The sequence below is a fragment of the Enterococcus sp. DIV0187 genome, assembly GCF_051713785.1.
GTDB lineage: Bacteria > Bacillota > Bacilli > Lactobacillales > Enterococcaceae > Enterococcus_A > Enterococcus_A avium.
Genome location: NZ_JBIOQO010000001.1, coordinates 1,040,690 through 1,054,473, shown reverse-complemented (window position 1 = coordinate 1,054,473; position 13,784 = coordinate 1,040,690). Strand labels below are relative to the sequence as shown.

Sequence of the window (13,784 nt, the reverse complement as noted above, 5' to 3'; positions counted from 1 at the left end):
CAAAAAAAAACCACTAACGCGAATTAGTGGAGGAGTAATTTTTCTAATAAGGCGCCACCTTGTAATAAGGCCAAGCTGTATAAGAAGATTGAAGCCGGTTTAGCTAAAAAGATAATCGCGCTGTATTTCTTGAAGGACATATTGGTTAGACTGGCCATTAAACATAAGGCATCATCTGGTGCGACAGGGAAGAGAATCGCTAAGGTGAACAATTTATCAAAACGCGGATCATCAAGCCAATGGTTGTATTTCTGATAAACCTTATCACTGACGAGATGCATAATAAATGGCTTGCCATACTGACGTCCCATTAGGAAAAGAATCAATGAGCCAATTACGATACCGACATAATTATAAACGAATCCCCAATACGGTCCAAAAATCAACACTCCTGCTGCAAGGCTGATTCCACCTGGGATGATCGGGATGACTACTTGAATAATTTGAATCAAAACAAAAATGAGCGGGCCAGCGATCGGGGATTGTCCAACGAGCTGCTGCAATGAATTCATATCGTCAAATACTCCTAAGCGATAGAAGTAGATTGATAAACTAATGGTTACGGCAATTCCCATCAACGAAATAATATTTAATAGCTTCCTAGATTGAACAACACTCATCTGACTCAACTCCTTTGTCTTTCTAAAATGAAGTATAAAGGATAAATTCACAAAATACATAGGTCTGAGGTAGTAATTTGTAAATTTCGTGCGAAACTTAAAATATTTTTAGATATTTATTGGTTGCGCTTACAACATTAGCGGTTAAACAAATAAAACAGAAAAAGAAATTTCTGTTTTATACATGTTTATCTCATTCGTAAATTAGAATGGGTCCTTTTTAGGGCTCGTTCGATTACATTCGTAAACATAAAGCCGATCGCAATAGCGCCAGCTGTGACGAGTACAGTAACCACTTTTTCCATTGATTCGGTAAATTCCTGATTCATCATATGGCGGACAGCCATGTAAGCTGGGCCTCCAGGAACTAATGGAACCAAGCTGGGGACGTTGAATACAATCACAGGCATATGCATGATCTTAGAGAAGAGAATGCTAATCAAACCGATCATTAAGGCACCTAAAAAATTGGAGATGCCGATATTTTGATGAAAATACGTTTGTAAGATCCAAAAAGTCATCCAGCCCGCAGCTCCCGTGACACCGCACGCTAAAAAAGCTCGCCGAGGAATATTGGTTATGACGCTAAAGGCGATTGTGCTAAACATACTAAATAGAAAATTGACAATAAAATTCATGAGTGACCTCCAACTAAATTTATTCGTTAAAAGAAGTTAAATGCGACAATAATCCCGCCGCCGATCGCACCAGCGATAAATAAAGCTTCTGTTCCACGAGCGACACCACTGATTAAGTGGCCCGCCATAATGTCACGAAAAGCATTCGTGATAGCTAAACCTGGAACAAGAGGCATAATGGAGCCGATAATTAAACTATTTACGTCACGAGCAAACGAGGTTGAGACTGTCAATAAAGCCAAACAGCCAATGATTAGCGCCGCCGCAAAATCATTCAGAAATTTCATCTGCAATTTATTCCCAAAAAACGTGTGAACACCAAAACCAATCATTCCGATAATGAAAGTCGGAATAAAATCAAACCAGGTACCATTTAAGATGATCATCAAGGTACTGCTGACGATACCAGCCGAAATAATTTTCCAAATATAAGGAAAGTCGGGTGTGTCCTGATCGACTTCTTCTAGATAATGATAAAATTCTGGTAGAGAAAGCTCGCCATCAGCGAATTGGCGGGAGCCTTGATTAACTGCGGTCACTTTTTCCAAATTGATCGACTGAGGTGTGATTTGAATCACCTGGCTATTCTGTTCTGATGGGAAGCCAACGATCAGCCCTGTTGCTGTTACATAGGTTTGTATGTCATCAAGCCCCGCGTTCAGGGCGATTCGTTTCATTGTATCTTCCACCCGATAGACCTCTGACCCAGATTCCATCATAATTTTCCCGGCCTTTAAGCAGGTATTTAAAACAAGTTGCGCATAATTTTGCTGTTCCATCAAGCTAACCACCTTTACTATTCTATACTATAGTAGAGAATAAGAATAAATTAGACAAGAAAAAGAATAAGGATTGTCAGAAAACCTTAGAGAAAGTATAATAAAGTAACAGCAAACTTTTTTTTTGAGCTACGATTTTTACTTTAAAGAAACAAAAATGTATTCTAATGTATAACGACACTTTTGTTTTTTAATGAAATAAGTTAAATATTGCATAAATAATGAAACGTTTACACTGCCTTTGTAAGAAAAAATCCGCATAAGTTCACCACATTTTAGAAAAAAGTTTCTGTAAATTTAGATAACATCCTACATAGGGGTTGCAAAACTAATCAGTTTTTGATTAAAATAAAATGACGGGAAAAATAATAACATTCTGGGAGGAATTACAATGAGAAGAAAAGTTTACACCAAGGACCAGATTCTAAAGGCTGCCTATGAAGTTGTCGAAAATGAAGGTTTTTCTGGATTTACCGCACGAAACATTGCCAAGAAGATGGGAATCAGTACGCAACCAATCTATTTAGAATTTAAAAACATGAGTGATCTTAAGAACACTTTGTTAGATGAAATTTGCAATCACCTATATTACGATATTTTCCCAGAAGTTCGCACAGGTGATACGATCATTGACCTAGGATTGAGCTATGTTTATTTTGCAAAAGAACAAAGTAATCTATACAATGCGTTATATGTACAAGAGTATGGTGGCGGAAAGAAAATGCACGACTTCTCTTATAATTACTTCCACCAATTAATTTTAGAGCATCCGAAGTACAGCCAATTATCTGAAAAACGTATCAACGCGTTACATGTAGGAATTTGGATTTGCGTTACAGGTATCGCGACATTGATGTCATCGGGTATTATCTCACCGACACAAGATGAGATCGTTCATTTGATTAATCGTACCCTTAATAACATCTTGGAAGATGAAGATACTTCAGTATTGGATAGTTTATAATATCTTGACATTTAAGCAAAAAAAGGTAAGATAAATGTTGCGGAAGGTTGGCAGAGTGGTAATGCACCGGACTCGAAATCCGGCGAGCCGCAGTAATGTGGTGCACGGGTTCAAGTCCCGTACCTTCCTTTTATCTTACTGGTATGGAGTTGTTTAGCTTAGGCTGAGCAACTCTTTTTTGCTGTTAAAACAAAAAGAGGCTAGCTGCTTCGGTAACTAAAGCAGCTAGCAAAATGAAAAGTTTATTAGGGTTGAGTAGACTATAAGGAATAAAGCTTAAATGGGGCTTAAACTATCCAAAATGAGTTTTCGCATTTGATAAAAAGTCAATTTTGCTTGCTTTCGCTACTTTTCCTTTTTAAAGTAACAGTTGTTAGGTAAATACCAAGAAAAACTTGGTCATACTAACTTTTTTTAGCTCTGCGAGAAGGAAGTGGTTCATACCCGTTCGCTCTAATAAAGGCGTCAAATGAGCCATAGATTTTTTTAATTTGATTGATTTGACCGAATTCCTTGCGTGTTGGGACACGATCATTTATTGAAATAAAGTCATTCAGCTTTTTTATCAATCCATCTTTTGTGAGCGGCTTGTTTTTGCCAGGAGTATTCAGCGGGTAGCCTTGGCTGCGAAGAAAGTTATTATAGGTTCCAAAGTATTTGTTGATAATATGCATATGCCCCAATTCTGTTGATATCGGTGTTCGCCCATGCTCCTTTGCAAATAAATGCAATTCGTTGATCACCATTTCTATTGTCATAGGCTGTCTAGGTTTTGTTTTCCTCGATTTTTTTGGCTTACTTTTTGGTTTAGCTCGGGGTTTCAGTTCTAGGGATTTGTCATACAACGACTCATATCCATGGGCTTTAATAAAATCAAAATAGGAATCAAAATAATTTTTAATGGCATAGCGATAGCCGAACTCACTTGCTTTGGGAGCCCGCTGATGCGATCTCACAAAAGTATGGAGCTTTTCTGCTATTTCGATTTTCGTATAATACTCGATTACTTGTTTTTTGCCGAGTCCCTGACTTTCTAGGAAAGTTGTATAATTTTTAAACATTGTTCTTATCGGGGTTTGATAGCCAAATTCCTTAACGGTTGGTGTTCGGTGATGCTGTTCGACAAATTTGGTCAGCTTTTTAATCAAATATTCTTCAGTAATTCTTACTGCCACGGCCAATATCCTCCTTTACATCATTCGATGACTAAGAAAACGATACCATAAATTAAATGAAGAATTGTTATCAATAATTTTAAAATTTTGAAACGAAAAAAATATTTTTCGACGAGACAGACAAGAGATTATCACTTAATAGACTAAGCAATAGCAACAATAGATCGAGAAAAGTCAGGTAGATTTTCTATTTATTAAGAATGAAGCAGGATCTTTTAAAAGAATTATTCAGCTTAAAACACAGATATTAAGTGTCATGTTTTTTTACCTTAAGAAATCGATGTAAGAGGACTAAAGTTTTCAATTATTCAATGTTCACTGCTGGTTCTGTTATACTAAGGATAAGCAAATTTTATTTTTTAAAAGTGAAGAGAATTGATCGCTTAACATTATAAAAGCTACGACTAGAGGTGAATAAAGATGGAAGAGACTGTATTCTTTAATTTGGGCAACGCGATCGCTTCAAAACGTGACCCAAAAGAATTGATGAAAGAAGCTCAGATCGTCAAGGATAACCGTGACCCATTAGGCAAATTAGTGATTGTGGAAGGTGAGGGAAAGGAAGCGCTGATCTTGTTTGATTTAGCGGATCAAGAAGAACCTTCAGAACGGACCGAACCCTTTAAAGTAAAAAAGATTATTGAGTAAATAGAAAATGCTGATCCAAAAGTCTAAGAGATTTTTGGATCAGCTCTTTGTTTTGGGACTTTTATTAAGAACAGCTTTTAAAATCTTGAAGTATTTTTGCTTATTGTCGACATGCTAGTTCTGCTTAACGGTGTTTAGCAGTAACTCAATGCATAGCTTGTGTAGAAAAGTTCATTCGTGCAGTCGGTCATGAAGATACCTATTATTCCTTCATGTGAGGGATTTATACTTTCCTCTAATCAAGAAAATATATTTTTTTCGTTATTTACGTCTACTAAAAATGGTCAAGAGGTTTTTTGGAATGCTGAAATAATTGTAATTTATGACGGAAAATTCAGTTTTTTCACTTAAACCCTAATTATTTTTTAAAAAATATAAAAAAATTGATGTTGAAGTAACTCAGAAAAAGGCTTATGGTTTCCTCAAGGGTGGACAAGTAATGTTTCTGGTTGGTGAGTGGGTGTCACCAGTGGGTTAAAAAAGGAGTTACAAGTATCATTTTGAAAAAGGAGATAAATCAATGAAAAATTATGGCTTAAATGAGTCTCAGCTATTCACTTTAACACGTAAGAATTTAGAAAAACGTATTAGTCAGTATTATCGTGACACAAATGATGGCGATGGCGCGCTCGAATGTTTGATAGCGCTTCAAGTACGAGAAGAATTAATAAAGGCGGATTTCGCTTTTGTACTAGCCGATCTTGTGCGTCACATTTTTATGCGGACGCGTTCGAATCGTTCACTGCGCCGCTACTATCTGTTTTTTACAGAATACTTCGAGAAGAAGGAATGGCGCTTATTAGAAATCAAATTGTTTCCAGCAAAGACCTATGTTGTGGAAAAGCTGAAGACCTTATTTACACAATTTATTAAAGAACCTTTGGCAGGATTGGTCGGCTCATGACGAGAACTTGCGGAGAAAATGGAGAAAATAGCGAGATGAAAGAAACTAGAAAGGACTAAAAACATGCAAACAACCTATACATTAGCAGCAGAATTCGGCAAAAGCGATGGCAAATCCCATCGACTGCGCATAAAGGATATTGATTTATCCAAATCAGCAGAAGAGATCAAAGCTTCACTAACAAAATTGACAAAACTAAAACTATTTGAAAAAAATGGCGTTGAATTATTTCAAGAAGTCCGCCATGCCAAAATCATCAAAAAAACAGAAAGAACCATTTTTAATGATGGAAAAGCTGCCAAAAAATCAGCACAGCCTCAGTCTCAAACGGATCAAACAGCAGCTGTCCAAACAATGGAAGAACCAATAAAACAGGCGAAGACACCTGATAATAATCGAGAAATTCCGGAAACGATTCGGATTCCGGAGGATTTAATCATTACAGAAGAATGGCCGCAGCCGAATCGCTTCGTCCAAACAATTGAGCTGCCAAGCGGCTACCATTCGTGGGATTTGAATGAGAGTCAAGCATTCATGCTGATCAATGCGTGTTTTCCCGCGGGAATCGAACCATTGACTATCGAGGCAGACGATCAATCCGTCCCAGCGAAGTTGATTGTCACCGGAAAACGCACGGAAGAGGCACCACAGGAAGCGATCGTCGCTGCGGTGAACAAGAAATCTCCACCTGCAAAACCTAAGAAAAAACGAAAGCGGTTACTCGAGCGAATTCGTAAACGAGAGTAATCATTGTGTCCAGCTCATCAAAAAAACCAACGTTGGTATGAGGTGGATCATTGAGTAAAATGTTCTGTACCATTTTTATCAAAATTTAGACAGGGATTTTCTTTGACTCGCTGAGGCCTATCACTCGACTCGATCAAACTTTTTTACTATGCTAAAGAAAAAAGATTTGAGGGAAATCCCATGATGAAATTAATAGTGGAGATTGATCATGATACAACCAGCATCCAGTTTGATGAAGAGGGTACGATGATGATTTATCGCAACTTGAAAAAGGTGCCTGCCTTGACTAAGGATCAGCTTGTACTGTATTTCAAAGGCCGTGAAGCGCAGTCGGTGGATTATGGTCAGACGATTGACAAAAAAATCCTGAAGGAAGCGGACAGTCTGGTAACGATCAGTGTTCCGTGGGATATTGAAGGCCGTGAATTAGCTCAACAAATGCTGGAGGTTTGGCAAAAAAACGCGCTGAAAACGACGGGGCTATTTGAGGAGCAAAAAATTGCCGTGAACCGCTATCCTATTGTAGCAAGACATCAGGAACGACTTTTCGAGCTATTAACTACCTTTGGCTTTGAGAATAAAAAAGTCAAGGCTAAACCAGCAAAGGCTCAGCATCGCTGGAATAAGCAAGTCAGCGAAATTCCATTTTATATTGATTATAATAATGCAAAAGGGGAAGTTATTTGGCAAAAGCGCAATGAAATGCGGCTGTTGGCTGGTGCGAAATTAACACAGGAAATGCCTTTGAACAAAGATGGTTCGGTGGGATTTAGTGCACGCTTAACTGAAAAATTGAGAGCGGATTATGTCGATAAAATCTCTAACTATACAACAACAGAGGATATAATCTTTAAGAGTGTGAATGAAGTCGGTATCTTTCTTTATTATGCCGGAACGAATGGCTGGCTCGTCTTCAAGGACAAGGATGGCAAAACAATTGATGAATATACCGTGGTAAAATAAATAGAAATTCAGTCTGAAATGAAATTGGCTTATTAAAGGTCAATTTCTTTTTTATGTTTTCAAACCATACAAAAAAATTGAGGCGGAAAATCATCTGATTTTCCCCTCAATTTTTATAAAGAAAGTATAAAATTTTCACATGAATGAATCGCTTTACAGCGGGTATATTCATGCCCGATTTCACGAAAATGCTTTTTTATAGGTCTAGATATTTTGTTAAGTAATCGGCCATACCGTCTTCACTATTTGGCTTTTCCGTGATATCATCCGCGACAGATTTTAATTGATCTGTCCCGTTTACCATGGAAACACCCCAGCCGGCAAATTTTAACATGTCCACATCGTTGTGTTCATCGCCAAATGCTAAGATATCTTCTTGCTGCACGTTAAGACTATTAATCACCCGTTTAAGTCCATGAGCTTTTTGAATCCCTTTAGCTACGACTTCCAACATCGGATTTGGACCGCCCCAAGTATTGACTTCAACTTCATGTCCAAATTGCTGTTTTAATTCCTCGGAAACACTGCCGACATTTTCAGGTTGGCTGCGTAATAGAACAGACGTTGGGTTTGTTCGTAAAGTATTAATCGTTAACAAATTATCATTTGTTGCAAAATCACTGGCGAAGAAATGCTGATCGAAGAAATTTAAATCATCGATAAAGAAGGTCTCGCGGTTTTCAGCGGCGATGAAATCTAGCTTCAAGTTTTTCTTTTCCGACATTACATCGAAAACAATCTTCCGATTAACAGAAGTTTCCTGTTCATCTGCCCATTTCTTCCCAGGAAGATGAACAAGGGCGCCGTTAAAATTAATCATCGGCGTAGTTAATTGTAATTGCTGATAAAAGTTTTTACTCATGCGATAAGGACGTCCGGTAGCGATCACAACTGAGTGACCATCTTCAATCGCTCGGCGCAGAGTTTTTGCTGTCTTATCAGTAATTATAGAATCTTGATTTAGGGTTGTACCATCTAAATCAATCGCTATCAATTTTTTCATAAAAAAACTCCTACTTTGTATTTATTATTTATTTTTCTGAGAAAGGCAGAGCGAATTCTCAGTACATAATACCCATCTGGCAATCTTGCTTAAGCAAGAAAAAAGCAGCATTCCGATTTTGCTTTAGTCTAGCACATCCATTAGAAAACGCAACCGTAGCGCTTAAATAATCAGAAAATATTAGAAAATTATCAAAGTCCCTGAGGGCAGAAAAAAGTCTTTTTCCGGTGATTCTGCTATAGTATAGGCATAGAAAATGTAGAGAAAGGGGATTCAAAAAGATGGCAATCAATTGGCGGCGAAATCTTTTGATTTCATGGATCGGTTGTTTTTTTACTGGTGCCAGTTTCAGTTTGGTTATGCCCTTTTTACCAGTCTACATTGAACAACTGGGAACACCGAAAAGTCAAGTCGAGTTGTTTTCTGGATTGGCGATCTCGGTAACAGCCTTTGCGGCGGCAATTGTTTCTCCGATTTGGGGAAATCTGGCGGATCGGAAAGGGCGGCGCTTAATGATGATTCGTGCGGCAGCTGGAATGACTCTCACAATGGGCTCGCTGGCTTTTGTGCCGAATGTTTATTGGTTACTGATTATGCGTTTTATGACCGGTGTCTTATCTGGTTATGCCCCTAACGCGACAGCGATGATCGCTTCTCAGGTCCCGCGTCAAAGAAGCGGCTGGGCATTGGGAACACTTGCGACAGGCGGAGTTGCTGGAAATTTAATTGGTCCTTTGATTGGCGGAATGTTGGCGCAATGGTTCGGATTACGGAATGTCTTCATTATTACCGGAGTTATTTTGCTGATTTGTACCTTCTTGACGGTTTTTATGGTGAAAGAAAATTTCCAACCTATCGAAAAGGAAGATGTCATCAGCATGGCGGAATTGCGCAAACGAATTAATTATATGCCGATTCTGATTGGCCTATTTATCAGTTCCCTGATTTTGCAGGTCGGAGCCACTAGCATTAGCCCGATCTTGACGCTGTATATTCGGGATCTGAGCGGCTCCAGCAGCAACGCTTTAGTTATCAGTGGGTTTATTGTTTCAATTGCTGGGGTTTCGGCGATTGCTTCTTCACCAACGTTGGGTAAAGTCGGAGATAAAATCGGGAATCACAAAGTTTTGTTGGCAGGTCTAGTCTTATCTTTACTTTGCTTTATTCCAATGGCTTTTGTCAAAACACCTTTCCAACTTGGTGTTTTACGTTTCTTCTTGGGATTTTCAACCGGCGCGTTGATGCCTTCAATCAATACCCTTATCAGCAAAATCAGCCCACCAGAAGGAGTCAGTCGTATTTTCAGCTACAATCAAATGTTTAACAATTTTGGTCAGGTCATCGGGCCAATGCTAGGCTCGACTGTAGCCCATGCGATGGGCTATCCAGCAGTATTCCTAGTCACCAGCGCATGTGTTTTTGGGAATATTATTTTAAGTCTTTTTAATTTCCGTAAACTGTTAGTGACCAAGACAAAGATTTAGGGTAGTTGAAAGAATAGGATAGTGAGCGGGGCTATCAGTTTAGATAATCCCGCTTTTCTTAGGGAACTAGCGATTAATTACTAAGAAAATCTTAAAAATGAAAAATGACTATTTTGTTTGATTAAGAAGAATTGTTTACTGATAAGACGCTATCTATTACTTTTATACTTTATTTAAGTTAAAAATTATATATATTTTGGACTGTATGGCTAGTAAGATTGCGACATCATTTAATTGAAGAAAGCAAAGCTAATGAAAAATGTATGGAGGGATGAAGGTGTTAGAAAAACAGGGAGGGGTACCCATGTCGAATGAAGAAACTATTTTGCGAGAACTGAAGCAGTGCTATTACTCTGAAGGCGAAGAGCTAACGTATAAAAAGGATAAGTTTCTAATGGAAATGCTTGTCGCGAGGATTGCTGGTTTATTTGATGAAAAGGATCCGATTTTTTGGGCTGGTCATGAAAAGAGCATCAATATCTGGGCAGCAACGCCTGTCAAAAGTCCGACTACTTCAAGATTATGGGAACTGTTTGGTCCTAGTGATGCGAAGTTTATTTTTTTGACAGCTGAAAAGGCCGTTTATATCAATGTGGTACGTCTTTTGGAGGAAGAAAATCGGCTCTGCTATGAGGTCAAGGAGATTCATTCGATTTTATGTGGATATTATTGGACGAAGAAAGAAGATGAAGTTAACCGCAGAGCTGTTCGAATTGTAACAGAGGAGCATAGTGAGTTTCATCCTTCAGTAACTATTTCAAATACTAGTTATAATGAGCTTGTGGATAAAATCAACAGTGGCTCTATGAGTCCGATTAAAGAAAAGGTAATTATTTTGGAAGATACAGACAGTATCAAAAAATACCATGCCGCCTCGATTCGTAGAAAAAGTAGTCAAACTGAGGGGAATCAAATTTATTTTGTATAAAAGGCTGTTCGTTTGAGACAGTCTTTTTAGTTGGTTAAAGATGGATAAAAGCTTGTCACAGCACTGCCAAAGGTGTTAGGCTTAGGCAGAAAGTCAAGATTTATTTAAAAGCCAATCGACTTTTACCGTTAATGAGTGTTTGGGTGGGGCAGGTTTCTTCAAGTATTGTAAAGAACTTAGTTTTTTTAGAGCGCCAAGCGTTGTTTGCCGGTAAATATGATAGCTTTCTTTGATGGCGAGGCGGCGAAAAAAACGAATTATAAAGGGAGTTTTTATGTCTTACAAACGTGTTAAAATGGTGGGCGCTAATTGTCCAACTTGTCAACGAAAGCTAGAAATTTTGCTGAAGGATGATTCACAGGAAGCATTATGTATTTGCTTTCGCTGCCGCGAAATTTATGCCTTCGATGGTCAAGAGCTGCATAAGCTTTCTAATGGAAAACAGGCAACAAATCAGGAAAAAACAGCTTTGGCTAGACTTGTTCAGGCCTTGCCGGAAAAGCATCTCTATATAGGAAAAGGAAGTCAGTTACGTCAAAAGGACTTTAGCTATCAACGAAGCTGGTTGAGCCTAGCCGAGTATGAACGGCAATTCGGCGAGGCTCTGGGCTTCAATCAATGCGACTTACGAGAAAGTGCTGCAAGTTGTAAATGGTGTGGTCAAAGTTTGCCGAAGGGACGGCGTTCATTTTGCAAGGATAGCTGCTCTCGCAATTATTCAAAAGCCACTTTCACGAAACGCCATATGGCAAGTCTGCCTTATCGAATTGCGTGCCGTGACCAGTTCTTTTGTCAAATCAGCGGAGCAGATCTGGCCCGATACAATCGTCATGGCATACGCCTTCCCGTGAGTAACGGTGAAATGGCCATCCATCATTTAATTTACGTTTCACAAAACGGAACCGATCATGAACAGAATCTATTGACTGTTTCTGCCGAGGTGCATCGAGCCTATCATTCCGGAGACACTGAAATAGTAGCGCTTGTTGATAAAATTCGAGATCGACGATTAGAAAAATTCGGCGAGAAAATGCAGTTTGATTCTTCAGAAAAACATAATCGCGAAAACGAATAGTTTTTATGATCGTATGAGAGATACTTAGATCTGAAAATTCGTTTTATTTACAGATGAATCCTTTTTACTTCTTTTGGATACACTATCTAAAAGAAGTAAAAAGGATTTTTTGTTTTAGCTTATTGACAAAATGTAACCACCTCGTTACTATATGTGTAACGAGGTAGTTACATAAAGAATCGAGGTAGATACTTTGATAAAGAATCGAATCAAGGTTTTAAGAGCAGAACGAGATTGGACGCAGGCAGATTTAGCAGAAAAGGCTGGGATCTCAAGGCAAGCGGTCATTTCGATTGAGAAGTACAAGTATACGCCGTCATTGGAATTAGCATTTGATATCGCCCAAGCATTTGAAGTAGATATTAATGAGGTTTTTAAAAAGGAAGAGGGGAGCTGCAAATGAGTCAAACAATTATTCTAAGCATTACCATTCTTTTTCTGATCGCTTTTTTATACAGCTTGTATTACAGACAGAAAAAGCAGATACATTACAGAAATGATGAACGCTGGAAAGAAATTGAGCGGAATGCAAGTAAAGTTGCTTATAATTATTTTAAAAATTTGGTTGTAATAGTAGCAATAGCGATGGGTGTCTTGGAATTCAAACCAGATTTAAACATCAAAATTTCTTTACAAAGAGTTTTATATGCCGCCTACCTGTTAATCATTTCTGGACAACTAGCTGAGATGTTTGCTTTGAAATACTATGATAAAAGAATGTAAATAGGAAATTTTTGTGGAAAATCTCAAATGTATTTTCTCACTATTTATAGTATTTGGCATTGTTTCAGATGTCCAAGTAGCTATAAATGCGGCTAAGAAAGGAGTAGGATGAATTGATGATAATAGAATTAATGAAAAAAATAATACCGTTACTATTTGTTTTGTTCATGATAGGGTTCATTATCCTAGGTGATAGATTCAGTAAGTTAAAATCAAAAAAATATAAGAATGATGAGAGATGGCAGTTAATTAAGGCTAAGTCAAATCAGACTATCTTAAAGTATTATGGTGCTGTCTCAACAATATTTATAATTTTTTATATCGTAGCAATGCTTACACCTGAAAAAATCAATTTGATAACATTAGAACAATTTTTAGAGTGCGGTTTCTATTTTGTGCTATTTAGATATGCTGTAGAATATGTCGCGTTGAGGCATTTTGATCGGGTAATTTAAAGTGGCGGGTTTAAAGAGGAATATTCTATAAGGGTTATCATCAGTTTTAAAAAAACTAAAGGTAAAGTTAGGGTGGTCTTGTTGAAAAGAAGTATTTTTAAAATGTCGGAATTCTGGATAGCATGCTTCAATTTAGGAATAACATTTCTTTTCGTATTTCGAGCGAATCGTGACATGTGGACGTGGTTTTTCAGCTTACTATTTTTTGTAAATTTTATTTTATGGATGCATAAGGCCAATAAAAAATATAACGTAAGAAATTAAATAGTTAAAGGATTACCCTGTATTCTACGGCTTCCAAGCAGCTCAATAGTTTCCAACTAGGAAAAAAACAAAAAACCAGTTACAATATAGTAATAAAATGACGTTATTTAAATTCAACAAAATATCATTTTAGCTTTGATTTACAAGGCTTTTTCTTTTTATTCGAATTTATAAAATACCCAAAATTTCCAGGAAAAGCTCCAGGATTTTTACAAATAAATTTCCATTAAAATTTCTCTTGTCCAATTAAAAAATGTAACGTCAATAAAGATAAATAACGCTGTTCCAACATAAAAAACTTACCTCAAAATCTACCATTTTTCCTCCAGATTTTTTTCAGAATTTTTACAAAGCCTAATTCTATAGTGTTTTTTAAATGAAATGAAGCAAATAAAAGGTTGATAAAAATGGAAG

15 protein-coding genes and 1 tRNA gene are annotated in these 13,784 nt (G+C 37.5%); 11 read left to right on the top strand and 5 right to left on the bottom strand.

What is annotated here, in order from left to right; genetic code table 11:
* Positions 1-23 precede the first annotated feature (23 nt).
* The 3 genes from IGI52_RS05160 to IGI52_RS05150 all read right to left on the bottom strand — a co-directional run bounded on the left by IGI52_RS05160 (position 24) and on the right by IGI52_RS05150 (position 2,037).
* On the bottom strand, positions 24-620 hold the full coding sequence (locus IGI52_RS05160; RefSeq protein WP_016182157.1) for a TVP38/TMEM64 family protein: 597 nt from the start codon (positions 618-620) through the stop codon (positions 24-26).
* Between the two features lie 188 nt (positions 621-808).
* On the bottom strand, positions 809-1,258 hold the full coding sequence (locus IGI52_RS05155) for a threonine/serine exporter family protein (protein ID WP_438780642.1): 450 nt from the start codon (positions 1,256-1,258) through the stop codon (positions 809-811).
* Between the two features lie 26 nt (positions 1,259-1,284).
* On the bottom strand, positions 1,285-2,037 hold the full coding sequence (locus IGI52_RS05150) for a threonine/serine exporter family protein (protein WP_016182159.1): 753 nt from the start codon (positions 2,035-2,037) through the stop codon (positions 1,285-1,287).
* A 391-nt stretch (positions 2,038-2,428) separates the two neighbouring features.
* On the opposite strand from IGI52_RS05150, the gene IGI52_RS05145 reads away from it, so the two are divergent.
* Entirely contained in the window at positions 2,429-3,001 is a 573-nt protein-coding gene (locus IGI52_RS05145; protein WP_016182160.1) for a TetR/AcrR family transcriptional regulator, read from the top strand.
* 41 nt (positions 3,002-3,042) lie between these two features.
* Positions 3,043-3,130 (top strand) — tRNA-Ser (locus IGI52_RS05140).
* Between the two features lie 275 nt (positions 3,131-3,405).
* On the opposite strand, the gene IGI52_RS05135 is transcribed toward IGI52_RS05140, so the two are convergent.
* On the bottom strand, positions 3,406-4,176 hold the full coding sequence (locus IGI52_RS05135) for a homing endonuclease associated repeat-containing protein (RefSeq protein WP_311856308.1): 771 nt from the start codon (positions 4,174-4,176) through the stop codon (positions 3,406-3,408).
* Between the two features lie 420 nt (positions 4,177-4,596).
* On the opposite strand from IGI52_RS05135, the gene IGI52_RS05130 reads away from it, so the two are divergent.
* The 4 genes from IGI52_RS05130 (at position 4,597) to IGI52_RS05115 (ending at position 7,438) form a co-directional block, all read left to right on the top strand.
* On the top strand, positions 4,597-4,824 hold the full coding sequence (locus tag IGI52_RS05130; RefSeq protein ID WP_016182162.1) for a hypothetical protein: 228 nt from the start codon (positions 4,597-4,599) through the stop codon (positions 4,822-4,824).
* A gap of 520 nt (positions 4,825-5,344) precedes the next feature.
* Positions 5,345-5,728 carry a hypothetical protein gene (locus IGI52_RS05125; RefSeq protein WP_438780641.1) on the top strand — a complete coding sequence of 128 codons (384 nt, stop codon included), beginning with the start codon at positions 5,345-5,347 and terminating at the stop codon, positions 5,726-5,728.
* 63 nt (positions 5,729-5,791) lie between these two features.
* Entirely contained in the window at positions 5,792-6,475 is a 684-nt protein-coding gene (locus IGI52_RS05120; RefSeq protein WP_127979735.1) for a DUF2922 family protein, read from the top strand.
* Between the two features lie 180 nt (positions 6,476-6,655).
* The gene (locus IGI52_RS05115) at positions 6,656-7,438 is read left to right on the top strand and encodes a DUF4357 domain-containing protein (protein WP_102871126.1); all 783 of its coding nucleotides are present in this window, start codon (positions 6,656-6,658) and stop codon (positions 7,436-7,438) included.
* A gap of 196 nt (positions 7,439-7,634) precedes the next feature.
* On the opposite strand, the gene IGI52_RS05110 is transcribed toward IGI52_RS05115, so the two are convergent.
* Positions 7,635-8,441 carry a Cof-type HAD-IIB family hydrolase gene (locus IGI52_RS05110; RefSeq protein WP_016182166.1) on the bottom strand — a complete coding sequence of 269 codons (807 nt, stop codon included), beginning with the start codon at positions 8,439-8,441 and terminating at the stop codon, positions 7,635-7,637.
* 281 nt (positions 8,442-8,722) lie between these two features.
* Here IGI52_RS05110 and IGI52_RS05105 point away from each other — a divergent pair, with 281 nt between their 5' ends.
* From IGI52_RS05105 to IGI52_RS05085, 5 genes are all read left to right on the top strand, one after another.
* On the top strand, positions 8,723-9,925 hold the full coding sequence (locus IGI52_RS05105) for a multidrug efflux MFS transporter (RefSeq protein ID WP_438780640.1): 1,203 nt from the start codon (positions 8,723-8,725) through the stop codon (positions 9,923-9,925).
* Between the two features lie 277 nt (positions 9,926-10,202).
* Positions 10,203-10,853 carry a hypothetical protein gene (locus tag IGI52_RS05100; RefSeq protein ID WP_438780639.1) on the top strand — a complete coding sequence of 217 codons (651 nt, stop codon included), beginning with the start codon at positions 10,203-10,205 and terminating at the stop codon, positions 10,851-10,853.
* A 274-nt stretch (positions 10,854-11,127) separates the two neighbouring features.
* A complete protein-coding gene (locus IGI52_RS05095) occupies positions 11,128-11,928 on the top strand; it encodes a hypothetical protein (RefSeq protein ID WP_438780638.1) in 801 nt (266 codons plus the stop codon).
* 193 nt (positions 11,929-12,121) lie between these two features.
* Positions 12,122-12,331 carry a helix-turn-helix transcriptional regulator gene (locus tag IGI52_RS05090; protein ID WP_438780637.1) on the top strand — a complete coding sequence of 70 codons (210 nt, stop codon included), beginning with the start codon at positions 12,122-12,124 and terminating at the stop codon, positions 12,329-12,331.
* Positions 12,328-12,651 carry a hypothetical protein gene (locus IGI52_RS05085; RefSeq protein WP_438780636.1) on the top strand — a complete coding sequence of 108 codons (324 nt, stop codon included), beginning with the start codon at positions 12,328-12,330 and terminating at the stop codon, positions 12,649-12,651. Before IGI52_RS05090 ends, IGI52_RS05085 begins: the two co-directional genes overlap by 4 nt.
* Positions 12,652-13,784 lie beyond the last annotated feature (1,133 nt).

Bases quoted from the DNA above. Each gene is read 5' to 3' on its own strand.
- IGI52_RS05160 (WP_016182157.1), bottom strand. From the start codon at position 620: ATGAGTGTTGTTCAATCTAGGAAGCTATTAAATATTATTTCGTTGATG.
- IGI52_RS05155 (WP_438780642.1), bottom strand. From the start codon at position 1,258: ATGAATTTTATTGTCAATTTTCTATTTAGTATGTTTAGCACAATCGCC.
- IGI52_RS05150 (WP_016182159.1), bottom strand. From the start codon at position 2,037: ATGGAACAGCAAAATTATGCGCAACTTGTTTTAAATACCTGCTTAAAG.
- IGI52_RS05145 (WP_016182160.1), top strand. From the start codon at position 2,429: ATGAGAAGAAAAGTTTACACCAAGGACCAGATTCTAAAGGCTGCCTAT.
- IGI52_RS05130 (WP_016182162.1), top strand. From the start codon at position 4,597: ATGGAAGAGACTGTATTCTTTAATTTGGGCAACGCGATCGCTTCAAAA.
- IGI52_RS05125 (WP_438780641.1), top strand. From the start codon at position 5,345: ATGAAAAATTATGGCTTAAATGAGTCTCAGCTATTCACTTTAACACGT.
- IGI52_RS05120 (WP_127979735.1), top strand. From the start codon at position 5,792: ATGCAAACAACCTATACATTAGCAGCAGAATTCGGCAAAAGCGATGGC.
- IGI52_RS05115 (WP_102871126.1), top strand. From the start codon at position 6,656: ATGATGAAATTAATAGTGGAGATTGATCATGATACAACCAGCATCCAG.
- IGI52_RS05110 (WP_016182166.1), bottom strand. From the start codon at position 8,441: ATGAAAAAATTGATAGCGATTGATTTAGATGGTACAACCCTAAATCAA.
- IGI52_RS05105 (WP_438780640.1), top strand. From the start codon at position 8,723: ATGGCAATCAATTGGCGGCGAAATCTTTTGATTTCATGGATCGGTTGT.
- IGI52_RS05095 (WP_438780638.1), top strand. From the start codon at position 11,128: ATGTCTTACAAACGTGTTAAAATGGTGGGCGCTAATTGTCCAACTTGT.
- IGI52_RS05085 (WP_438780636.1), top strand. From the start codon at position 12,328: ATGAGTCAAACAATTATTCTAAGCATTACCATTCTTTTTCTGATCGCT.